Source organism: Psychrobacter sp. M17(2026) (assembly GCF_055699815.1).
The window spans coordinates 2434866-2457721 of sequence record NZ_CM146741.1 but is presented as its reverse complement, the minus strand read 5'-3'; the positions used below and the strand labels follow the sequence as shown (position 1 = coordinate 2457721).

The window sequence follows — 22856 nt, the reverse complement described above, 5'->3', positions numbered from 1 at the left end:
AGGCCCGTTATGAGCATTCTACCAAAACCTTTGAATCAAGCGCTAACGACAACGATGTCGCGATGGTTCGCCAAGCGCGCGCCCAAAAGTGATAGTGCGACCCTTCATTTGCGTAACGTCTATATATTTTTTAGTCGTGAGGGCTTGTTGTTTGCCGTGCTATTAGCTATTACTTTTATTGCTGGTATCAATTATGGTAATAATCTGGTGCTGGGTCTGTGCTTTTATCTGATTAGTGTTTGGCTGATTAGCTTTCATGTGACTTTTGCTCATATATCAGGTCTAAAGGTACAGCTGATCGATGTCACTATGGCAGAAGTTGGCAAGCCTGTATGGGTCACTCTAAAAGTGCTTAATACGAGTCGGCAGCCTAGGCGACAGCTTCTGTTCTGTTTTGATCAAGATAGTAAATTAGGTACTAAGCTAAGTACTGGGCAAAAGCATAAAAAAGCGACTACTAGTGATAGAAGTGAACACGCTGATTCTGGTAAAAACCCGCAACAATCAGTGCTGTTATCACGCCTGCAAGATGAGCAAATTATCCGTCTGCCTATCAAAACTCGAGTTCGCGGTCAGCTTGAGCTACCGCGTCTACAAGTCAAAACGGTCTATCCTTTAGGTATTATGCGCGCTTGGTCATACGTTTATTTTGCGCGAATAGCTTGGGTTTATCCAAAACCGTTACCTTTTGATTGGCAAACTCAATACAGTCAAACTAATAGTGAGGATCTGCCGTTAGGCGGGCAATACACTCAAGGGCAAGATGATTTTGATCGCCTTGATAGCTATATCGAAGGTGAGTCATTAGCCCGAGTGTCTTGGGCGCATGTGGCACGTGGGCAGGGTATGCTGACCAAGCACTTTAGCGATCCTATCGGCCACGAGCAGCTCTTAGCTTATAGTGATATGCCAGCGGCGACTCACGAGCAAAAGCTAGCTCAATTGGCTTATGGTGCATTAACGCTTGGACAGCTCAACGTACCCTTTAAGATGCAACTGGCTGATGATCAGATCTTTAAAACCGCTACGCTAGGTCAAGGCGAAGTATTTGCACAGGCTTGCTTGTTAAGGTTGGCAAAAACGCCATGACTAACTCTAAACGCACTTCTAAAAGCTTCACCAAAAACATTAAAGATCCAATAGCAAAATCTGATGCCATAGCAGAGCCTACTTTTGAGCAATTAGCATCAGGCAAGCATACTAATGCTAATCTCAATGCTATCCATTCTACTGTGACTATCATCAAACCTGATAAGTCAAACAGCTATCTAAATACTGAGCTGAGCACCGACAAGCGCTGGTATAAAAAACTATTGGCTCTACCAGCGTATTATTGGGTGCTCATTACTCAAGTTGTGGTCATCCTGCCTCATGCCGCGCATCTGCCACTATGGTTGATCGGCTTTGCGCTTATCAGTATTATCGCCCAGCTGCCTGCTATAAAAGCCAAGTTCAAGCGCTCCGTGCAGCGTAAGCGCTTTTATCAAGGTATGCAAATGCTTGGCTTCCTATTAGGACTGCTAGGTCTATGGCTGACTTACAATACTGCTTTTGGCCTCGATATGGGCGTGGCTTTTTTGGTGCTATGTCTGGTCAGTAAGCTGTGGGAGCTGTATAAACGCCGTGATGCTTATGTGGTACTTAATCTATCGTTGTTTGTGCTGGCAGCGCTGTTTTTGATGGATCAAGGTCTGCTAACGACCCTTGAAGTTATCATAGGCGTACTGGCGATCTTGCTGGCTTTTATTGCCCTCAATGATGATAGCAATAGGGTCGGTGATGGTCGCGTGCGTACTTTGGGCGTATTGGCTATTGGCGCTTTACCGCTACTAGTCGTGCTGTTCTTATTCTTTCCGCGTCTGCCGCCATTATGGTCGGTACAGCTGTCAGGGCAAAGCGCGATGACGGGCGTCTCCGATAGTATGTCACCCGGCGACTTTGCTAATTTGGGTCAATCCACTGAGCTGGCTTTTCGAGTTGAATTTGATAATGCGCGCCCCGCTCAAAGCGATCTTTATTGGCGCGGCTTAGTATTTAGTGATTTTGACGGAGTGACGTGGCGGCGCAATTCTCTTAAACAACAGCAGCAATGGCAATGGGAGACCAATCGTCAAAGCCCGCAGTGGCTGATAGATGCCCTAGCTACCGCTGAGGACAAAGACAAGCTTGCGCCAAGCACTTATCAAGTTATTTTGGAGCCAACACAGCAGCGCTGGCTATTTGGCCTTGATTATCCATTTGCGCAGCGTCAACAGATTAGTATTACTTCAGACTTTACCTTACTAAAAGATCAGCCCGTCACTCAGCAGCTGCGTTATAACGTTCTGCGTTACGCGCCTATGCGCATTGATCCTACGCTTAACGATGCAGATAGAGCTATCAATTTGGCTATACCTGCGCAGGGCAATCCTAAAGCTCGCGCGCTGGCTCAGCAATTATTTGAGGATTCAGGTTCAGATCCGCAGCGTTACATGGCAGCTATTGAGCGCTGGATTAATCAAACAGAGTTTCGCTATACCTTATCCCCGCCAAAACTCAATCAAAACCGTATCGATGAGTTTTTATTCGATACCAAAGCAGGGTTTTGTGAGCACTATTCGTCCAGCTTTACTTTTATGCTACGAGCGGCTGGTATCCCTGCAAGAGTAGTCGCAGGCTATCAGGGCGGCGAGCTGAGCAATGGCGGTAATGTGTGGGAGGTGCGGCAAATGGACGCCCATGCATGGACTGAGGTGTGGCTTGAGGGTCAAGGCTGGGTACGTATCGATCCGACAGCCTTTGTTGCACCTGAACGTGTCGAGCAGGGCATGGATGCGCTGACCCAAGCGCAGGGCGCGGCTATGTTCGGACAAGGTGCTGGCGCGCAGATAAGCTACCAGCAGTACCAGATGCTACAAACACTGCGCCGTTTATCTGATCAGGCCAGCTACTATTGGCAAAAGGACATCGTCGGCTACGATCAGGACAAGCAAGCAGGATCACTGCTCAAATGGTTTAATATCAGCTCGATAAAGCAGCAATTGCTCTGGCTCGCTGGCACGGCAATTTTAGTAATGTCACTGTTAGTCCTGATGATTTGGCAGCGTCGTCGCCAGCGCTGGCATCCTGTCGATCTGGTGCTTATCAAACTGTCTAAGCGCATAGCTCGACAGGATCAAGCACTAAGTCGACAGGATAGCGAATGGCAGCTGGCATGGCTTGAGCGGCTGGCAATCGCCTCTAGAACAGCTGATAATAGCTCTGAGAGACAGCAAGAGGTCGAGCAGTCTATTGATAGTATCAAATGCTATTATCGCCAGCTGCGTTATGGGCGCTTGAGTGTGGCTGATAAAAAAGATGTAGAGTATCAGCAGACGTTTAAAAGATTGAAAGACGAAGTCACTGGGTTCTCATTATCCTCATAGTTCTCATTTTTTATTGGCTATTAATAGGTGTAATAGGATAGTCATGTGGCACTGTTGCTATATTGTTCACCGGTTTTAGAGTAGGTTTAGGCAAATGATGCTCTTCTATTTGACCCTGATTACGCTGCTTTATTTCATTGATAAGCTTAGATAACTGTTCGCTATCTCTATCAATGTCAGCATCTAATTGCTTATACTCTTGAGTTTGTTTAAGCTTATATTCAGGTTGGATCAATGGTTTGTCAGTCATTGACTCGACGGTGTTTACGCTACTATCGTCTAATATAGGTGTTGAGGTAGGCTCTACGGCAATATCGCCAACGCTCTTAGATGCTGCTTTTGAATATTGATTAATGTTGAGTTCTTTATTAGCTGTTTTATGATCAGTATCGATGATACTATCTTTCTCTATATTTTTAGTAACGTCTCTAACCGTTGCAATTTCACTTGTGGATTTTTCTGAGTTTTGAGAAGGCGTGTTATTATCGCTTTTTGTTTTGGATATAAAGGTTGTTCGCTGATAATCAACTTTAGCAGTTGGTGTAACTACTGACGAACTTTTATAAAATATTGAAAAATAGATAACAATGGCAATCAAAATGTGCAGCAGTATCGCTAATACGATGGCTTGCAGTGATTTGTTCTTCAATGTTCTATATCGAGTCGATGGTAAGGGTGAAGACATAAGTTTTGATCCATAAACGATCTTTGAGCAGACGATGATCTATCGTAAGATACTATTTACTATATCGATAGTACATAGTATTGCCGTATAAAAACGCTTCGTAAAGCATAAAATCAAATAAGTGAGCCTATCCTCTGTATTTCTATTATTGGCTTAAAATGGAATTTAGCACAACACAATGAATATTTATAACTATTACCTACTTATAAAAGTGTCTATTATTATTACAGTAATAGTTAAACGTCACTGGAAGCTACCGTTAGTAGGTATGTTGTGTCTATTTTTATTCGGGCTAACGTCAACCTTTGCAAGCGCTAGCAGTGCCGATGCCAATATGAGTCAGTTGATTAACCAAGCGATTCAGAGTCACCCTTTAGTAGGATCAGCGCGCGCTGAGCAGCAAGCTACGGCTGAGAGTATTCGTGCAGCTAAGCTCAATTTATTACCATCTCCGACAGTATCTTCAGGCTATGATCGCGATGACGGTATGGTCTCGCAGCTACAAGTTAGGCAATCGTTATGGACGGGTGGCAAGCTCACCGCTAATGTTAATCAGGCAGTTTTTGATGACAAAGCGGCAACAGAATACGTGTACGAGCAACAGAATCAAGTCGCCAAGACTACGATCGAAGCTTGGCAGAGCTATATGACAGCGCTCACCAAGCAAGCGGTTTATTATGACAGTCTGAAACTGCTTGCCGAGTTTGAATCCATGATGCAGCGCCGAGTCTCACAAGGGGTATCTGCTAGAATCGAGTTGGATCTAGTCACCAACCGTATTTTGCAAGAACAAAACGCTTATCAATCAGCCCTTGAGCAACAGCGTATTGCTATTGCGCGTTTGCAACAAATTACGGGGCTACAGCTTACCGATACTGACCTGCCAGCGCCAAACTTAGCAGATCTTGTCAGTCAAGCCAAAAGCTATTCAGCGACTTTTGAGAAAATGGCTTTTGATCAAGCCAGCTTTTATAATCCTACAGTGGTCAAAGAGCACTATCAAGTTGAAGCGGCGAAGCAACAAGTTAAGTCTCTACAGTCTGCACGCTATCCTACCGTTTATGCTCAATATCAATATGATTATTATCATGATAGTGAAGTTGACGATAGTGATGGCGATTTTTCAGTAGGTATGAGCTACGATCCAGGAGCAGGGCTATCTAATCTAGCATTAGCTAAAGCGTCAGAATCTCGGGTACAGAGCTTAGTGCAATCAAAAGAGGCCTCTAGACGATTAGTGCTTGAAACCATCCAAACCCAATACCAACAGTTTGCTAGTGCCAAAGATCAAGAGCGTTCATTGATTGCTGCAGTGGCTGGCGCACAAATCGTCGTCAGCTCCTATCGTCGACAGTTCATTGCTGGACGTAAGTCTTGGCTTGAGGTGTTAAATGCGGTACGTGAGCACTCTCAGTATCAGATACAACTGGTCGAAACTAGAGCTTCTATTATTGGTGCTTATTATAAGCTACAAGTTGATTTTGGTCTGATGTCTTGGCAACAGTTCGATCAAAGTCGCCAACCAGAGCCACTTTTCAAACCCTTGGATCCTGTCAAAAATTGGTTGAACAAGCATAATGTTGCGAAGGTTAATTCAATAATAGCTAAACCAGCTATCGTACCAGTGAATGAATGGAACACTACAGCGATGGTTAATCATAGTGATGGTTTTCAGTTATATCCTTCATCTGACACTAGCACAACTAGTGATAGTAGCGATGAAGAAGATATGTTGTATGATGAGCAGCTTGAACCAATGCAGTCAGCCGTCGTACCGAAAGATGATACCGAATAAAAAAACACTTTTATCATTCGATAAAAAACTCCCTATAAGTAGTCGATGAACGAGAGACCACCGCTATGAGCACCTCTTTACCTGACTCAAATAGTCAAGTGCGTAACCATAAGTCAGAGACAATGAGCATATTGACTAAGCCTGGAGTCATAGAAGAAGATGATGTTTCGGTTGTACTAGCCTCTCAGCTCTCAGTGGCGCTGCATACCTTATTGACTCAGCAAGGCTATCCCATTGACAAGATACGCCTATATAGCGTTATAGAGCAACAGCGTGAGAACCTGCAGACGATAGCTGGTATTATCAATGTGCTGCAACAGCTAGGTATTGAGCAATTGCCAGAGGCACTAGCAGCTCCTGATGCGGCATTTTTGCCTCTACTTGCATTACATTCTACAGAAGGGTGGGGCGTCATTCATCAACAGAATCCACAAGGTCTGTGGAATTTTCAGCAAGCTGATAAAACTGCTTCTTATAGCAGCAATACCTTTTTGACATTGCTACGCGTTCGTTTGGAGGAAGAGCCAAGCAAACGTAAGCAATTCTCCTTTGATCAGCTTCTCAAAAAAGACTTGAGAAACTATCGCGGTATTGTGATCGAAGCGGTAGTCGCCTCGTTTTTGATTAATATATTAGCGCTTGCCATATCCTTATTTTCGATGCAAGTTTATGATCGCGTGATTCCTACTCGCAGCGAATACACACTCGTTATTCTCGCTAGTGGGGTAGGTTTAGTTATCTTGTTTGAAACTTTTATGAAGTTTGCACGCTCTAAGATTATGGATAAAGTCGTGGTCAATCTTGATCAGTATTTATCACGTGAGGTGTTTCAGCGCTTATTGAATGTGCGTATCGACCAAATGCCAGGATCGGTAGGGTCAATGGCAGCGCAGCTACGTGGTTATGAGCAAGTTCGTGGTTTTTATACAGCGAGTACTTTATTTGGCTTAGTCGATGTGCCGATGGCTATTATCTTTGTGGCCTTGATCGTCATTATCGGTAACCCTTTAGTCGCTTTAGTGCCTATGGTAGCAGCTGTTATCGCTATCTTATTAGGTCTTAGCGCCCGCAAAAAAATCGACAATATCGCCTCCGTTGGCGCTCAAGCCTCTTATCGTAAGACAGGTATCTTAGTTGAAGCAGTAGAAGGGGTCGAGACTATCAAAGCGGGCGCTGGCAATTGGAAGTTTTTGTCACGCTGGCTTGATGTGATGACTATCACGACCAAAAACGATCTTGATATGAAGCACGCTAACGATAATTTGAGCTATCTATCGCAGATGATCCAGCAGACCAGTTATGTCGGTATCGTCATCGTAGGCTCGTTTGTGGTGATGTCTGGCGATATGACCATGGGTGGCTTAATTGCGTGCTCTATTTTGGGCGGTCGTATCTTAGCCCCAATCATGGGAATCCCTAATCTACTGGTACAACACTCTCACGCAAAGGCGGCCAAGCTCAATATCGAGCAGCTGTTTTCATTAGAGCAAGATAATCATGGTGTCAGTCATCCTTTATCACCCAGCCATATCGCTGGACATTTTGTTTTAGATAAAGTCAGCTTCAATTATCAGAACAATGATCAGCCTGCCTTATCTATTGATACGCTTACCATTACTGCTGGCGAGCGTATCGCAGTACTAGGTTCTATTGGTTCAGGCAAGTCGACGCTGCTCAAAGTGTTATCTGGACTATATGCACCAACGCAAGGTCGCATACTACTCGATGGGCTCGACATTCAGCAGATCAGCCGTGAGTCGCTAAGCGAGCAGATCGGTTATCTACAACAAGATCATCGGCTATTTGAAGGGACGTTACGAGAGAATTTATTGATTGGATTACCAGCACCTAGCGATGATGTCATGCGTGATGCACTAGTGCAGACTGGGCTTATCAAGCTCGTCACTAGTCATTCCAGTGGTTTGGATCTGCCTATTAGTGAGGGCGGTAAAGGCTTATCTGGTGGTCAAAAACAGCTGGTCGCTTTTACTCGTTTGGTATTGACCAAACCTTCTATATTGCTCATGGACGAGCCCACGGCATCCATGGACAACCGTCAAGAGCTACAGTGCATAGAGGTCCTCAAAAAAGAATTCGGTCAAAATCATACGCTCATTGTGTCTACTCATAAGATGCCTTTATTACAACTGGTTGATCGTATCATCATCATGGATAATCAAAAAATTGTCATCGATGGCCCTAAAGATCAAGTGCTCAGTCAGCTAACAGCCAATGAAAATCAAAAGAGCAACGCTAAAACCTTGGTCAAGGCTAGTCAGCCAAAAATACGTCTAACCAGCCAAAAGACCAAAAGTATCGAGTCAGGAGCTGATGAATGATGCTATTAATATTAAAATGTAGGTCAGGACGATGAATCAATACCAGCACAAAACCCACGACCCCAAAGTAGGGCGTACTCGTATTATCATTTGGGGCGCCCTGATAGGTATCATTACGTTAGTGATTTGGGCCTATTTTGCTCAGATTGATCAAGTGACGCGTGCTAAAGCAACAGTCATCGCGAGCGCTCGTACTCAGGATATTCAAGCGGTGGAAGGGGGTGTTTTGACTGAGATACTGGTCAGAGAAGGCGAGGATGTTAAAAAAGGCCAGTTAATCGTCACTTTAGAGGAGGAGCGGGCTCAAGCTGCGGTGGCTAACTCAGACTCCAAAATAGCCGCGCTCAAAGCTCGACTAGCAAGGCTAGAGGCTGAAATATTTGAGCGTGAATTGGTATTCCCTGACGACATTAAAGCTTATACCAAGTACGTAGAAAACCAAAAGCAACTCTACAATCGTCGTCGTCAAGCCATCGATCAAGATGTTAGCTCCTTAGAGAAAATGATGGTACTCGCCAATCAAGAGCTTAGTATGAATGAGCCTTTATTGGCCTATGGTGATGTCAGTCAAGCGGATGTGATTAAGCTGCGTCGGCAAGTGGCAGACATTCAAGCGCAAATTACTAACAAGCGTAATAAGTACTTTGAAGAGGCGCAAGCAGAGATGACCAAAGCGCAAGAAGAGCTGAACGTGGAGCTTGAGCAGCTACGAGATTACAATCAAGTATTAGAAGAGAAAAACTTATTCGCTCCTACTAATGGCAAGGTCAACAACATCTTGATTACGACTATTGGCGGCGTGGTCAAGCCAGGTGAGATCATTATGAAGATCTTGCCAACGAGTAGTGATTTGATCGTTGAGGCCAAGATAAGTCCGATAGATATTGCTTATGTCAAAGAGAATCAGGATGCAACGGTCAAGCTAGATGCTTATGACTACTCTATATTTGGCGCGATGAACGGGACAGTAGTGTATATCAGCCCCGATACCCTAATAGAGCAAACTCCAAAGGGAGATGAGCCTTATTACCGCGCACAAATACGAATAACGGGTGCCGAGTTTGCAGGTCGTGGTGACGAGATTGTCATCAAGCCTGGTATGACCGCCTCCGTCGATATCAAAGCGCAGCAGCGCTCAGTTTTATCATACTTGACTAAGCCAATTACCAAAACCTTTTCTGAGGGCTTAGGAGAGCGCTAATACTAAACCATAAAACTTAAAACTAATAAAAAGCCATCACCTTTAGAATAAAGTTCATATCTTATTCCATAATAAATTGACCCCATGAGTTAATCGTAACTTATGGGGTCAATTTATTATGGAATTTTTAATGCAGAAAAAATATTACCTCATAAACCTTTACTACAAAGACTGTTGTGAAAACAGATATCTAAGATAATGGCATGATAATTGCCTTAGTAAAAGAATAAAATCGCTTAAATGATTGTTTTGTCAATAAAAAAGTACTTATATTGATTTTTATCCGACGAACGGTATAGTAATAGATATGGAAGGTGATATTATTAAGTAATTAAGTATAGTTATGTGAATATTACTTACTACGTGATTACAAACACCAAGTATTTCAAAATTAAAACATACATAAACAGTCGGAAACGCTCAAGGCTATTTATTGGTTTAGTTGGAAAAATTTGGAGAAATAACCTCATATTTGTACAGGCAATGGCCTTGAATTGAAATATAGCAATATATTTATTTATTTGGATTCGGATAATTAAGGATGATCTTATGAATTCTATTATTGTTAAAGTGCACAACCAAAACGAAATGATTACTGAAAATAAAGTAATTACTCAAAATAGTAATCCTACTATTATTCAAGATAATAATAATGTCAATTATGAAGTTATTGACGAGTCCACTGGTTATGCACCGCCTCGTGTAGCAACTAAACGCATTAATAATGACTTACAAGTGTCGTTCAATGATGATATTGGAAGTCCAGATTTAATTATTGAAGGTTTTTATAATAATCTCAATAGTCAGTTAATTGGACTATCTGAGGATGGTAACTTTTATAACTATACCCCACTCTCAACTTTAAAAGTGATTGAAAAAAGAAGAGCATCTCACTAATCTATTGTTTTCGACCAAGAATACAACGGAGTCATGAGATGCCCATAGACGAATTTATCATCAATATCTATTTAATGGTAGAGCAATATTACAAAATAGTCGTCACCAAACCCTTGCGAAGTGCAGGTTACGCGCCAAAGCTGAGTGATCCTGAGATTATTTGCATGGAACTGGTCGGTGAATTTTTAAACCTAGACCAAGACAAACAGATTTGGCAATACTTTACCCAGCATTGGCAATCTTGGTTTCCAGCCATAGGATCATATCCTAACTTCGCAAAGCATTGCGCGAATCTGTGGCAAGTCAAACAGCGGATACAAGATAAAGTCAGTCAGCTTGAGGGCTGTGACAACATCCATTTTATGGACGGCTTTCCGATACCTGTCTGTCATTATGGACGCGCTTATCGGCATAAAAACTATCAAGACTTAGCGGCTTTTAGCTACTGTGCAGCTAAGCAAGAGAGGTACTATGGCTTTGAAGGACATTTGCTTGTTAATTTATCGGGCATGATTAAAGGTTTTACTTTTGCCCCTGCTAATGTTGATGAAAGAGCGGTTGCCCCAGAAATCACCACTCATATTCATGGGCTGCTTGGCGCTGATAAAGGGTATATCAGTCCTAGTCTGAGATCGTACTACGACGCTCAAGGAGTAGATTTACAAACGCCACTCAGAGCTAACATGAAAGAGAATAGACCCAAACCTGTGGTAAGACGGCTAATGAAAGCACGCCGTATCGTTGAAACAGTCATTGGTCAGCTATCAGAACGATTTAATATACAAAGGGTACGAGCAAGAGATTTATGGCATTTGTCTCATCGATTGATTCGTAAGATTCTGTCGCACAATCTGTGCTTTGTACTCAATCAAAAACTGGGTAATCCGCCACTTCAGTTTGATTTGCTTATTTCAAGTTGAGAGTGGGGTAACTATATTCCAGAGTCAGGTGAATACTCAGATTATTTAAAAGTAATGACAGAGGGGGCAGTTGAAGGCCAAATGTTGGGCGGAGCTTCAAGCGCTACGCCTTGGTGGGTCGGAGCAAGCGGGATCAGTGGTTTTAATGCTATGCCTTGGTTGGCGGGTTTGGGTACTATTGGCGCAGGATTAACAGTCGCAAAGAGTTCAACCTCAGATGATGATAAAAATGGAGATACGGGTGACGCTGATACTGATGGCGATGATAGTAAAAATGGACTTTCAGCGTTTGAGGTATGGCAAGGTTTAGCAGGTAATGCGGATAAAACGGTAGCAGACTTTATTGACTCGATAGCTGGCACGAATGGTACAGATGGTAAGTCAGCGCTTGAGTTGTTGATTGACGCAGGTGAATTACCAACAGGTGCTACCGTCGCTAATCTGATCACCTATTTAAAAGGTGCAAACGGTACTGATGGTACTAACGGTACAGATGGTACTAACGGTACAGATGGTAAGTCAGCGCTTGAGCTGTTGATTGGCGCAGGTGAGTTACCAACAGGCGCCACTGTCGCTAATCTGATCACTTATTTAAAAGGTGCAGATGGCACTAATGGTACGAATGGTACAGATGGTAAGTCAGCGCTTGAGTTGTTGATTGGCGCAGGTGAATTACCAACAGGCGCTACCGTCGCTAATTTGATCACCTACTTAAAAGGTACTAACGGCACGAATGGTACAGATGGCACTAACGGCACAGATGGCACTAATGGAACAAACGGCACAGATGGTAAGTCAGCACTTGAGTTGTTGATTGACGCAGGTGAATTACCAACAGGCGCTACCGTCGCTAATCTGATCACCTATTTAAAAGGTGCAAACGGCACGAATGGTACAGATGGTAAGTCAGCGCTTGAGTTGTTGATTGACGCAGGTGAATTACCAACAGGCGCTACCGTCGCTAATCTGATCACCTATTTAAAAGGTGCAGATGGTAATCATGACCTTAGCTACAACATTAAAGATACCTCCAATAATGTCAGTGGTAATGCTCCTGCTGTGACCGTCATAGTAGATACGACTGCCCCTGGTGGTGGTGCAAACGCGGCTCAAGTAGCGCCGATAGTAGCCATTGCCGAAGCAGCTAACGGTGTGAATGCTAATGAATTCGCTGATGGTGTTCAAGTGCAAGTTACGCTGCCAACAGGCACTGTCGCTGGTGATACCGTTATATTAACCGTCACGCCTGATAGTGGCACAGCTATAACCGTTAACTATAAGGTGACTGCAAATGACCTAGATAGTGCCTTAGGTAATGGTATCGCTGAAGTTACCATTCCAAATGGTGTGACTGGCATTAGCGGAAACGGTGATTATAGCGTCGTGGCTACTGTAAAAGATGCGGCGGGTAATGTCAGTGATGCAAGTGCGGTTACTAACTTTACGCTAGATACTATCGCCCCAGACGCGCCTGAGACTAGCATTGTCCTCGATGCGTTGACTGACGATTCTGTTATCAATGCGATTGAGGCGGTGGGTGATGTGGCAGTTACCGGTACCGTTACCGGCGAGTTTACAGAGGGAGACAAGGTTACAGTGACTGTCAACGATGTCGATTCTGTAGGGTCAGTCAATGCAGACGGTACCTTTAGTATATTAGTTTCTGGTAGCAACTTGGTAGCTGATAGTGATAGTCAAGTAGGCGTCAGCGTCGCTGTGAGCGATACCACGGGTAATGTAGGTTTGGTTACTGCTACTAAGAACTATATCGTCAATACAGATGAGATCATCGCTGCTGCTGATAATTTTATCGATTTACAACTAGATGCTACACCACTACAAACAGAGAATGACACCCCATCAGACTTAAATAAAACAGGCTTTACCGTTGTCGGTGCAAGTTTAGGTCCCGTGTTAGGTGCAGGCGTTGTCTCTGATATCGTAAAAAACTCAGTGGTACTTGAAGTAGGTAAGGATCAAGTCCGTGAGGTAACTGTCAAAGGCAATGCTGGCGGTATACAGGTTGTTGGTACTATGGACTTGAGCTTATATAAGCTGAATGAGTCTACAAATCAATGGGAAGTTCAGGAAGTCAAAGAAAACTGGGTGGTATCCTATTTATTAGGTGGCGTGTCCAAAGATACTAATTTTAGTTTAGATGAAGGTCAGTGGCTGTTTGTGATGTCTAGTGGTGAAGGGGTCACAGCGCTAACAGGCTACACACTTGAATTTGAAAAGGATGTCGTTTTAGACTATTCCCAAGCAACAGCGGTCAGTGGCTCTGTTACAGGAAATATTTTAGATGATAGCGACGCAAGTTTTAGTTATGACGAATTACCCAGTGGTACTACAGTTACCGCGATTACATCATTTAATGGCGCACAAACGCTTGAAGCAGACAATACTGTCATTGCAGGGCAGTATGGAACATTGACCATATCCCCCGACGGTACTTATCAATATAACGTCAATGAAGACTTCCGTGGGCCTTATGGTAGTGAGGAGAGCTTTACTTATACTATCGCATCACCTGATGGTAATACTGCATCTGCAGATCTCACTATTGAGTTAAATATTCTCCCTGCTGACAAACCAGTGAAGATAGATGCAAGCCTAGTGATTGATGTTGCGCCAAGCTTGATCTTAGATACAGCTGACTCTGAGATTAAGGACGCTGTCGGCTTTGGGGTTCTTGACTTAAGTCTTGGATCGTCGTCAGTGCTAGATCTTGAGCTATTAGGAGGCAAGCCGCCACTTGAGTTTACTGTCGGTGATAACCAAGTGCGTGAGCTCACCTTACATGGTAGTGGAGGCGGGGTAGATATTGCAAAAACTTACAGCATGGCGGTTTATAAGCTAGACGAAGACACCGGACAATATGTACAAGTGCACTTTGAGAAAAACTGGTTCAATGTCCCATTCCTTGGTGGAAGCTCGGGTCCTCTGACTTTGCAGTTTGGCGAAGGTGACTATAAAGCCGTTTTATTAACCGCAGGCGGTGTCGGAGTACTCAGTGGCAATGGCTTATATGTAGATTACGATAAAATCTATGACTACAACTCACCATCTAGTTTTATGGGTCAGATAGCAGGGGATGCCACCCCAGATGCTAGTACCGTGATACTCAAAGTTGGCGAAACGTTGGTCACTTCAGGCTCGCCTATGACTTATCAAGGTAAGTACGGACAGCTCACCATCGATGCCAATGGCGAGTACACCTATAGCGTAAATAATAATGCTAGTGATCCTAATTGGCAGCCGCCGTATGGTGAGGTTGACTCATTCAGGTTGGTGACTAAAGACGCCAATGGTAAAGCTGCGGTTGAAACTCTAAATATCAAGATCAGCACTCATACTGCGGTTGATGATTTTAATAAAGTGGCAGTACAAACGCAAAATACGGTAACCAATATCAGTATTAATGAACCAGACAAAATAGTTGATTATGGCAAATCTTATTCAAAAGAATTTGAGATCGCTGAACATGATGCCGCTGCCCCAATTGTTATAGAAGCGACCGCTAGCTCTATTAATGTTTTAGGTGATAAGATAACTATTACTTATACCTTACTAAATACCACAACTGGTCAGAGCTTTACTGGATCAGTGGAAGGTACAAAGTCCAGTGCCTCATTGAACGCTTCATTACCTGATTTACCTACAGGTAATTATGAGCTGACGATTACTACTAATAAAGGTAACTTGCAGAGTATAAAATTCGATACCACCGTTATCCATTCAGAAGATTATTCAGCCACTGCGGTCACTGCTGTTACTGGCTCTTTAATTACTGGTAATGATAATGATCAAGGGCTGAGTAATATTAGCACGCTCAAAGTCGGCAGTAAGTCGGTCTTTATCAGTGATCCCAATCAAGGTGCGCAATCGATTGATATCGAAGGCTTATATGGCACTTTGACTGTTTCTAAAGATGGTAGCTATAGCTATCTACCAAATGGTGAGAGCTTTGGCATTGAGAGCTTTACTTATCAAACCACTTCTGTAACAGGTGTCAAAGAAACCGCTTCATTAAAGATTAATGTTGGCAAGACCATCACTGCTTCTATTTATAATGATATCGCAGTTAGCTCTGCTGCAAACGATAGCTTTATGATGAGTACAGGGTCTGACACCTTAATCTTCAAAAACCTAGGTGATACGACAGGTGGTAATGGTAATAATGGTACTGATAGTTGGACTGACTTTGATGCAGCACAAGGTGACAGGATCGACATTACTGGCTTACTCGATGGTAATCAAACTGTGAGTAACATTGGTGACTATTTACAGTACGAAAACGGCGTACTGATGGTTGATCGTAATGGTAATGCTGAGTTTGAAAATCTATTGACGGTAAGCGCAACTGATCTTAATGAGCTATTGGGCAGCATTGAGTGGCAAGCAGTCGCAAGTGGTGTGTTTACGAGTTTCACCCTTGCTGACGATGACGCTATCGAATTACCTGAGATATCATTATCGATTTCAAGCGAGGGACTTGATGTCCTAAGTTTTGAAGGTGCAGATCAGTTTATTAGCTTAGCTGATCTTATCCAACCTGAAGGTATCGATATCATTGACATTAGCGGTATAGGTGCAAATACCTTGAATGTCGCTGCTAAAGATATTGATGCTGCTATCTATGTCAGAGGGGATAATGATGATACGGTCAACCTAGAAGGTGACGATTGGTCTACTGTTGGACAAACGACCTCAGGCATTGATGTGTATGATGTATGGCAGTCCATCAATGATACCTCGACGCAGATCTATATTGATACTACTGTGCATGTTATCTAATATTGTTTAACAATTTCTCCAACGTAAAAAAACCGCCTTCATTATTAGAGGCGGTTTTTTGTGAAGCTTATGAGAAGTATTAAAAATATAGAAGCCAATTAACTAAGTCGCTAAGTAAATAAGTAGCTAACTAACACTGGAAACTATAACTTTATAGTAAGTAACTTTGATACCTTGAATCGAGCACACGTCCTAAGAAGCATTAAAAAGCATCATATAAAAATAGGCAACGTCGTTTTATCGATCACTTTTCTAACTGATAAATGGGTGTGTATGTCTTTAACGCTAGTCAGCTTATGTAGTTTACGAGTAAACTCTTCATAACCGTTAAGGTCTGGGCTTACCACTTCCAACAAATAATCGTAAGAGCCCGAAACAACATGTCCATTAATCACCTCATCCATCTCAGATAACGCTTGTTCGAACGCGGTAATCGATTCTTCTTGATGATTGCTCAGGCTGACTTCCACAAAAAAGCTCATCGTAATACCAGCTTTAGCTTTGTTTACGTTCGCTTGGTAGCCCTCTATATAAAACTCATCTTCTAAACGTTTCAAGCGTCTGGCACAAGGTGACGCTGACAATCCTATACGCTCGGCTAATTCAGCCGTTGATAAACGTCCTTCTTTCTGAAGTATTTCCAAAATATGACGGTCGATTTTATCCATAAATTACCTCTTTAGCACTTTCAGCTAAAATTTCACAGTTATTTGCTATTATCCATCAATTAACTGTGAAATTGCAATCAATAAATAGAGATAAAGGCGTGGCTTTTGATTGATAATTAGCTTTTAAATATAAGCATAAGCAATCAATATGAATACAGCATTTCAGCCCTCATCACGCAAAAAACCCTTGTTCATAATGTCGCCACTAATGAAAGGCTATGTGGCTATGATTATTGTGTTATTTATCTGGTCAGGCTTTGCCTTGACTGTGCGGGCTGTTGGGGCGTCGTCGTTAAGTATTGCTGATGTCATGCTCATTCGATTTAGCGTGCCCCTGCTTTTATTAACGCCGTGGGTATTGTCTAGCTTGCATGAAATCAAAAATATTAAATGGTCTGATATCACGTTTATTATGCTTGGCGGTGTTCCTTTTCTCTTGTTAGCCACTTTTGGCGCGAGCACTGCTCCTGCAGCTTACGTTGGTACTATTTTGACAGGGACGCCAGTATTTTTTGCCGCAATCTTGTCTTTTGTTCTTTTTCGCCAACGGATCTCGCTAAGTAAATTTTTGGCATTTCTCCTTATTCTGTTTGGCATAGCCACTATGATTGTCGGGAATGCAAGGTCAATACCTGACAGTCTTCTATATGGTGCAGCCTTTTTACTGATAGCGAGTCTGGTTTGGGCGGGTTACACCTTAGGCTTAAAGAGTACGAAATTGAGTCCAATAGCTGTTGCTATCGTGCTTTCTTATACTTCATTTTTTGTGACATTGGTGATGGTACTATCTGGTGTTTTGCAGACAAACCTAGGTGCTGTTTCTTTTGACGAGGCTCTACCTTTTATCTTAGTACAAGGGGTTGGTGTTGGCGTTATCTCAACCATTGGATTTTCTTATGCGGTCAATAAACTTGGTTCTATTCGCTCTTTGTTGCTCGGCTCCCTGTCTCCCGGATTAACTGCCTTACTCGCAGCATTGATACTTCATGAAGCCTTATCAATCGCAATGATATGCGGCATAGCGTTGAGCACAATTGGCGTCATTTTGTCTAATCGAGTGAAGTAAACTAAGACCTGTTCTCTTTAAAAATGAAAATAAAATCGAGGTAAAAAGTCACCGAACCAAGCTCTACAAAATATACCTGTTAGTATGGCATTAGCCAACAAATTCACATTCCCAAACTCAATAAACAGAGCTGCGCCATGATCTTTGTAAGCCTCTCATTCATACGTAGACGTATCTAAAGAGTTCATCAAAGCAGTCACCACTAAATTTTTTACATTTTTGAGTGAAAAAATCACCTCATCATAATTTGAAGGTAGCTCTGCAATGGGCACCTTCACAAAACCATCCTTTCTTATTGCGCTTTCGTTCCATGCAAATCCTACTCCTAAGTTTTGGCAAACCGCATCGTAAACACTTTCTTGGGTGTTTACGATATATGTAGGGATTATCTCTAAATTAATTTTTGCTAGTGCCTCATTGATAAGTTTTTGAGTGGTAGAGCCGTGCGTGCGGAATATAACGGTTTCCGACGCCAACTCAGTTAAGCTTATAGACTCTCTTGATGCAAAAGGATGGTTCGGTGAGCATAAGGCAACAAGCCTTTGGGTAGCACATTTCTTAAACTGTAACCTGTCATCTTTTGGCACATTTGCAAGAATGCCAACATCTACTTGACCGTTAACGACTCTACTGAACGTTTCATAGAAATTACCAAAATAGATTTCAGTCTGTAGCTTGGGATAGCGCTTACTAAACTGCCTGATAATTTCAGTGCCCGGCAGCGGGCTGCATAGAGCTACCCTTAATATAGCCGCTTCAAAGATTTTACTTCTTTGAATCAGCTGCTCTAGATCATCTTCAATTGCTCGTATTTTACTCGTCAATGACCCAAGCTCTAAGCAGTAATCTGTTGGCACAAGGTGCCTGCCACGTTGCATAAATAGCTTAAACCCAAGATTGTTTTCAAGCGTAGATAGTGCTTGGCTAATGGCAGATTGAGATACGCCTAAACGTTTAGCTGCCTGCGTGTAATTACCTTCCTCAAGCACAGAGTCTAAGATGTTTAGTTGACTATAGGTGTAGGGCTTTTTCGTCATATGACCGCCGTCTTTCGTATCGGTTTTCGGTTGCAGAGATTGTCAGGTCTATCTCTGGGAAGTACGAGAAGTTATACACGATAAATAAGACTGAATGATTAAATGTATAAGCTAACCTTATATTTGACACCAAACTGTCATATTCATCTTCTATATTAGTTACATGTAAACGATTAAAGCATTGAACAATTTACCTAAATGTATTTGCTTGAGCTATCACTCACTGCCAATACCAAAATATAAGTTTGGGCTTGAATTATGTTAGAACTAAGAAATGTGACTAAGAAGTATGATGGCAAAGTTATTTTTGAGGATATCTCCCTAAAAGTGAATAAGGGTGAGATTGTTTCAATATTGGGCCCATCTGGCTGTGGGAAAACCACATTACTGCATATTATTTTAGGTCTAACCGATATTAGTTCTGGTCGACTTGCCTATGATCATGAAGACATCACCCGTGTGCCTATGAAGCACAGAGGATTCAATATTGTATTCCAAGACTATGCTTTGTTTCCTAACTTGAATGTGAAGCAGAATATTGAATACGGGCTACGTAATAGACCTAACGTCAGCACACAAGCGGAGGTTGATGAGCTGGTTGACCTTTTGGAGATTAAGCCGCATTTGAACAAGCGAATCAGCCAGCTCTCTGGTGGGCAAAAGCAGCGTGTTGCATTAGCACGTACTTTAGTGATGAAGCCTAAAATTTTATTATTAGATGAGCCTTTATCTGCCTTAGACGGGGTTATTAAAGAGACCATTAAGGCACGTATTCGCGAGATTGCAGCGCGTTATGAGCTAACCACGTTGATTGTGACACATGATCCTGAAGAAGCGATGACACTCTCTGATCGCATTTTGTTGTTATCAGACGGCAAAGTAGCTCAATATGCTAAACCATCAGAAATCATCAAAAACCCTGCCAATGATTTTGTTAAGCGCTTTATCTTAAATCAGCTAAATATCAAACGTTGTAATATCTTGAGCCTATTTGAAGCGGACGATGCGCCAGCTGACCCTTTAGAAAAATACACTCAAATGAGACCTACACCAACTGGTAGCTCAGTTACTGAAGATATCAACGCCATAATCCAGCGCACAGCCGCTAAATCCATTAAAGATACCTCCAAAGGTTAATAAAGGTTGATCGCACTAGGCCAACACTGGTCTCTCAAAACTTACTTATTTCGCGCGTAGGTCATTATGAAACTTAATAACTCACCGCTAATGAAAGCCTTGTGGCTTTTTATTGGTGCGCTATTTCTCGTCTTTATGTTTGTGCCTTTGGGCAAAATGTTGATGCTGTCATTTAATGTGGCTGATGGATTAGGTCTAAGCCACTATGTCGATATCATCAGCAGTAATGACTTCAGACAAGTGATGTTAAATAGTTTTTTTGTCGCCATTGTTAGTGCGATGAGTGCCACCTTTTTGGCATTTATTCTTGCCTATACGGTGCACTGGACTAACTTGCCAAAGGGCTTTAAACAAACCATTAAGCTTGCATCACTGTTCCCTATGCTATTGCCAACAGTGACTTATGGATTTGCCATTATTTACACTTTTGGTAAGCAAGGTCTACTCACCAAGATAATTGGCTTTCAGTTGTTTGAAGACATATATGGTTTCTATGGTATGTGGCTTGGCTACACCATCTATACCTTGCCAATAGCCTTTTTACTGCTTAACAATACCTTTCAATATTTGGATAAGAAGTTCGTAATCGTATCAGAACTGATGGGCGATTCACGCTTACGCCAGATAGATATGACGGTCATTCGTCCTTTAATTGGTACGTTTGCAGCCGCTATCATTCAATGCTTCTTTTTAGCCTTTACTGACTTTGGTATTCCAGCCTCTATTGGTGGTCAGTACAAGGTTATCGCCACTGAGCTTTATACCCAAATACTGGGTGCATCTCCCTCGTTTGAAAAGGGCTCTGTGGTTGCCCTGTTTATGCTAATCCCCTCTGTCTTGAGCATTCTACTGCTTTGGTATGTGGCTCGATTTAATGTCAGATATGACTCAGTAGAGCATTTTGACTTGCCCACCTCTAAAGTCAAAGACAGGATTCTGGGTGTGTTGTCCAGTGGCATTTTGATTTCACTGTTATTCGTATTTGCTGTGATCTTCATCATTCCATGGATTAAGACATGGCCTTACGAGATGGCGTTTAGTACAGACACATTTACTAAGGTGATTGAGTCCTCGAACCTAATGCGAGTGTATAAGAACTCACTTATTGTTGCGACCTTAACGGCTGTTTTTGGCACCATTATTACCTATGTTGCCGCATTAGTATACGAGCGCTCAGGGTTATTCAAGATAGGAAAGCTGACGATCGAAAGCTCAGCTTTAGTGACCAATACAGTGCCAGGTATGGTTATTGGTATTGCTTATCTGATGGTTTTCTCAGGCTCATCTATATCTAACACCATCTTTATTATTGTGATTAGTAATATCATTCATTACTTCTCAACACCTTATCTCATGAGCAAAAATGCACTATCAAAAATGAATCTAGGTTGGGAGACTACTGCCTCTTTACTTGGAGACTCATGGCTACAGTCTTTACGCCGAATTGTTGTACCCAACTCAATATTTACACTTATCGAAGTGGCCTCGTACTTCTTTATCAGTGCGATGGTCAGCATCAGTGCAGTGATATTTATTTCAGGTGCGAAGACGATGGTGCTGACTACAAAAATTGTTGAATTACAGCACTTCGCCCGCTTTGATGAGATTTTTATCTTGTCGCTGATGGTGCTACTCACAAATATCACGGCATTAATATTCTTCGCAGTAGTTCGATACCTTTATACCAGAAGCATCAACGGCACAACAAAAATAAAAGTGAAAAAAACCACAGTGACGACGGTCGCTTAGATATTTCAACACAGTTTAGGCGTTGATGTTACGAGAACTAATTTAACCTTTAATCACTCAAATAATCAGGGAAAACAATGAATTTATTTAAAACGATAATAACGGGATTAACTTGTGGAGTTTTAGTAGCAGGTTGTGGGTCGTCAAGCTCGGGAGATAAGGCTGGCGAGGAGGTGATTATTTATAGTAATGCTGATGAAGAGGCAGTCGAGGTTATTCAAGAGGTGCTTGATGAGGCAGGCTTTGAAGGTCAATACATATTTCAATCATTCGGAACAGGTGAGCTTGGTGGACGACTATTAGCAGAAGGAAAAAATATTGAAGCTGATATGGTGACAATGAGCTCGTTTTATATCGAAAGTGCTCAAGCAAAGAACCCAATGTTTAAAGCGTTAGCATTTACGGCAAATCCACAGATTGCGACGCCTAATTACTACGCACCGATTCTCAGCTTTACGGGTGCCATCTTACTCAACACCAAAGAGATGGAAGCCAATAATCTTCCCATACCTACCAGTGCCAAAGACTTAGCGAATCCTATTTATAAAAACCAAATTTCTATGGTTGATCCAAATGGTTCATCAACCGGTTGGTTGTTTGTACAGGATATTGCTGCTGAATATGGCACCGATGCTGAAGGTCAACAAATCATGAATGCTATTCGTGAAAATGCAGGACCTAATTTAGAGCTATCTGGCTCTGGTCCTCTTAAAAAGGTAATGGCAGGTGAGGTGCCTATCGGTTTCGGACTACGTCATCAGGCAGTCGCTAATAAAGCAAAAGGTTTACCAATTGATTTTGTGGATCCCAGTGAAGGTAATTACACATTGACTGAATCGGTTGCTGTTATTGATAAAGGAGAGAAAACCAACCCTAAAGCAATGAAAATGGCTGAATTAATTGTCACTAAAGCTCGCCCAGGTTTATTAGAGATTTATCCAAATATTGTGTATGACGGCGAGACAGTAGCTGCTGAGAATCAGATTGATAATTCTAAGACCTATCCAGAGCTATTAACTGCCGAGCTGTTAGATAAGCACCGTGCTTTTTTCCATGGTGAGTAATTTTAATTGAATCAAAATAATGCCCATTCATGCTTAGCTATATTAGTTCATAGGTTAAGCAAGTAAAGGGCTAATTAATAAAGATGTATGGGAAGAG

15 protein-coding genes are annotated in these 22856 nt (G+C 42.3%); 12 read left to right on the top strand and 3 right to left on the bottom strand.

All coding sequences use genetic code 11. The features are described 5' to 3' along the window. Positions 1-9: 9 nt before the first annotated feature. A complete protein-coding gene (locus ACR63T_RS10375) occupies positions 10-1089 on the top strand; it encodes a hypothetical protein (protein WP_472783945.1) in 1080 nt (359 codons plus the stop codon). Further along, positions 1086-3404: a transglutaminase TgpA family protein gene (locus ACR63T_RS10370; protein ID WP_472783944.1), complete on the top strand. Its 2319-nt coding sequence runs from the start codon at positions 1086-1088 to the stop codon at positions 3402-3404. Before ACR63T_RS10375 ends, ACR63T_RS10370 begins: the two co-directional genes overlap by 4 nt. A gap of 10 nt (positions 3405-3414) precedes the next feature. Here ACR63T_RS10370 and ACR63T_RS10365 read toward each other — a convergent pair whose 3' ends face one another. Next, positions 3415-4089 (bottom strand): hypothetical protein, encoded by a 675-nt coding sequence (locus tag ACR63T_RS10365; protein WP_472783943.1) that lies wholly within the window; start codon positions 4087-4089, stop codon positions 3415-3417. Between the two features lie 178 nt (positions 4090-4267). On the opposite strand from ACR63T_RS10365, the gene ACR63T_RS10360 reads away from it, so the two are divergent. The 6 genes from ACR63T_RS10360 (at position 4268) to ACR63T_RS10335 (ending at position 16038) form a co-directional block, all read left to right on the top strand. After that, positions 4268-5884: a TolC family protein gene (locus ACR63T_RS10360; protein ID WP_472783942.1), complete on the top strand. Its 1617-nt coding sequence runs from the start codon at positions 4268-4270 to the stop codon at positions 5882-5884. Between the two features lie 65 nt (positions 5885-5949). Next, the gene (locus tag ACR63T_RS10355; RefSeq protein ID WP_472783941.1) at positions 5950-8223 is read left to right on the top strand and encodes a type I secretion system permease/ATPase; all 2274 of its coding nucleotides are present in this window, start codon (positions 5950-5952) and stop codon (positions 8221-8223) included. 31 nt (positions 8224-8254) lie between these two features. Further along, positions 8255-9424, top strand: a complete 1170-nt coding sequence (locus tag ACR63T_RS10350) for a beta-barrel domain-containing protein (RefSeq protein ID WP_472783940.1) — start codon at positions 8255-8257, stop codon at positions 9422-9424. Positions 9425-9973: 549 nt separating this feature from the next. Further along, the gene (locus ACR63T_RS10345) at positions 9974-10321 is read left to right on the top strand and encodes a hypothetical protein (RefSeq protein ID WP_472783939.1); all 348 of its coding nucleotides are present in this window, start codon (positions 9974-9976) and stop codon (positions 10319-10321) included. Positions 10322-10359: 38 nt separating this feature from the next. Continuing rightward, on the top strand, positions 10360-11241 hold the full coding sequence (locus tag ACR63T_RS10340) for an IS982 family transposase (RefSeq protein ID WP_472783504.1): 882 nt from the start codon (positions 10360-10362) through the stop codon (positions 11239-11241). A 54-nt stretch (positions 11242-11295) separates the two neighbouring features. Continuing rightward, positions 11296-16038, top strand: a complete 4743-nt coding sequence (locus ACR63T_RS10335; protein ID WP_472783938.1) for a beta strand repeat-containing protein — start codon at positions 11296-11298, stop codon at positions 16036-16038. 212 nt (positions 16039-16250) lie between these two features. On the opposite strand, the gene ACR63T_RS10330 is transcribed toward ACR63T_RS10335, so the two are convergent. Then, the gene (locus tag ACR63T_RS10330; protein ID WP_201569897.1) at positions 16251-16706 is read right to left on the bottom strand and encodes an Lrp/AsnC family transcriptional regulator; all 456 of its coding nucleotides are present in this window, start codon (positions 16704-16706) and stop codon (positions 16251-16253) included. Positions 16707-16854: 148 nt separating this feature from the next. Between ACR63T_RS10330 and ACR63T_RS10325 the strand changes: the two genes are divergently transcribed. Further along, positions 16855-17772: an EamA family transporter gene (locus ACR63T_RS10325; RefSeq protein ID WP_472783937.1), complete on the top strand. Its 918-nt coding sequence runs from the start codon at positions 16855-16857 to the stop codon at positions 17770-17772. A gap of 155 nt (positions 17773-17927) precedes the next feature. Here the strand turns inward: ACR63T_RS10325 and ACR63T_RS10320 are convergent, their stop codons facing one another. Continuing rightward, on the bottom strand, positions 17928-18809 hold the full coding sequence (locus ACR63T_RS10320) for a LysR family transcriptional regulator (protein ID WP_472783936.1): 882 nt from the start codon (positions 18807-18809) through the stop codon (positions 17928-17930). A 258-nt stretch (positions 18810-19067) separates the two neighbouring features. Here ACR63T_RS10320 and ACR63T_RS10315 point away from each other — a divergent pair, with 258 nt between their 5' ends. From ACR63T_RS10315 to ACR63T_RS10305, 3 genes are all read left to right on the top strand, one after another. After that, positions 19068-19946 carry an ABC transporter ATP-binding protein gene (locus ACR63T_RS10315; RefSeq protein ID WP_472783935.1) on the top strand — a complete coding sequence of 293 codons (879 nt, stop codon included), beginning with the start codon at positions 19068-19070 and terminating at the stop codon, positions 19944-19946. 66 nt (positions 19947-20012) lie between these two features. Further along, positions 20013-21695: an ABC transporter permease family protein gene (locus ACR63T_RS10310; RefSeq protein ID WP_472783934.1), complete on the top strand. Its 1683-nt coding sequence runs from the start codon at positions 20013-20015 to the stop codon at positions 21693-21695. Between the two features lie 77 nt (positions 21696-21772). Next, entirely contained in the window at positions 21773-22759 is a 987-nt protein-coding gene (locus ACR63T_RS10305) for an ABC transporter substrate-binding protein (protein WP_472783933.1), read from the top strand. The last annotated feature ends 97 nt before the right edge of the window (positions 22760-22856 follow it).

Coding starts and splice junctions, on each gene's coding strand:
- ACR63T_RS10375 (WP_472783945.1), top strand. CDS start 10: ATGAGCATTCTACCAAAACCTTTGAATCAAGCGCTAACGACAACGATG.
- ACR63T_RS10370 (WP_472783944.1), top strand. CDS start 1,086: ATGACTAACTCTAAACGCACTTCTAAAAGCTTCACCAAAAACATTAAA.
- ACR63T_RS10365 (WP_472783943.1), bottom strand. CDS start 4,089: ATGTCTTCACCCTTACCATCGACTCGATATAGAACATTGAAGAACAAA.
- ACR63T_RS10360 (WP_472783942.1), top strand. CDS start 4,268: ATGAATATTTATAACTATTACCTACTTATAAAAGTGTCTATTATTATT.
- ACR63T_RS10355 (WP_472783941.1), top strand. CDS start 5,950: ATGAGCACCTCTTTACCTGACTCAAATAGTCAAGTGCGTAACCATAAG.
- ACR63T_RS10350 (WP_472783940.1), top strand. CDS start 8,255: ATGAATCAATACCAGCACAAAACCCACGACCCCAAAGTAGGGCGTACT.
- ACR63T_RS10345 (WP_472783939.1), top strand. CDS start 9,974: ATGAATTCTATTATTGTTAAAGTGCACAACCAAAACGAAATGATTACT.
- ACR63T_RS10340 (WP_472783504.1), top strand. CDS start 10,360: ATGCCCATAGACGAATTTATCATCAATATCTATTTAATGGTAGAGCAA.
- ACR63T_RS10335 (WP_472783938.1), top strand. CDS start 11,296: ATGACAGAGGGGGCAGTTGAAGGCCAAATGTTGGGCGGAGCTTCAAGC.
- ACR63T_RS10330 (WP_201569897.1), bottom strand. CDS start 16,706: ATGGATAAAATCGACCGTCATATTTTGGAAATACTTCAGAAAGAAGGA.
- ACR63T_RS10325 (WP_472783937.1), top strand. CDS start 16,855: ATGAATACAGCATTTCAGCCCTCATCACGCAAAAAACCCTTGTTCATA.
- ACR63T_RS10320 (WP_472783936.1), bottom strand. CDS start 18,809: ATGACGAAAAAGCCCTACACCTATAGTCAACTAAACATCTTAGACTCT.
- ACR63T_RS10315 (WP_472783935.1), top strand. CDS start 19,068: ATGTTAGAACTAAGAAATGTGACTAAGAAGTATGATGGCAAAGTTATT.
- ACR63T_RS10310 (WP_472783934.1), top strand. CDS start 20,013: ATGAAACTTAATAACTCACCGCTAATGAAAGCCTTGTGGCTTTTTATT.
- ACR63T_RS10305 (WP_472783933.1), top strand. CDS start 21,773: ATGAATTTATTTAAAACGATAATAACGGGATTAACTTGTGGAGTTTTA.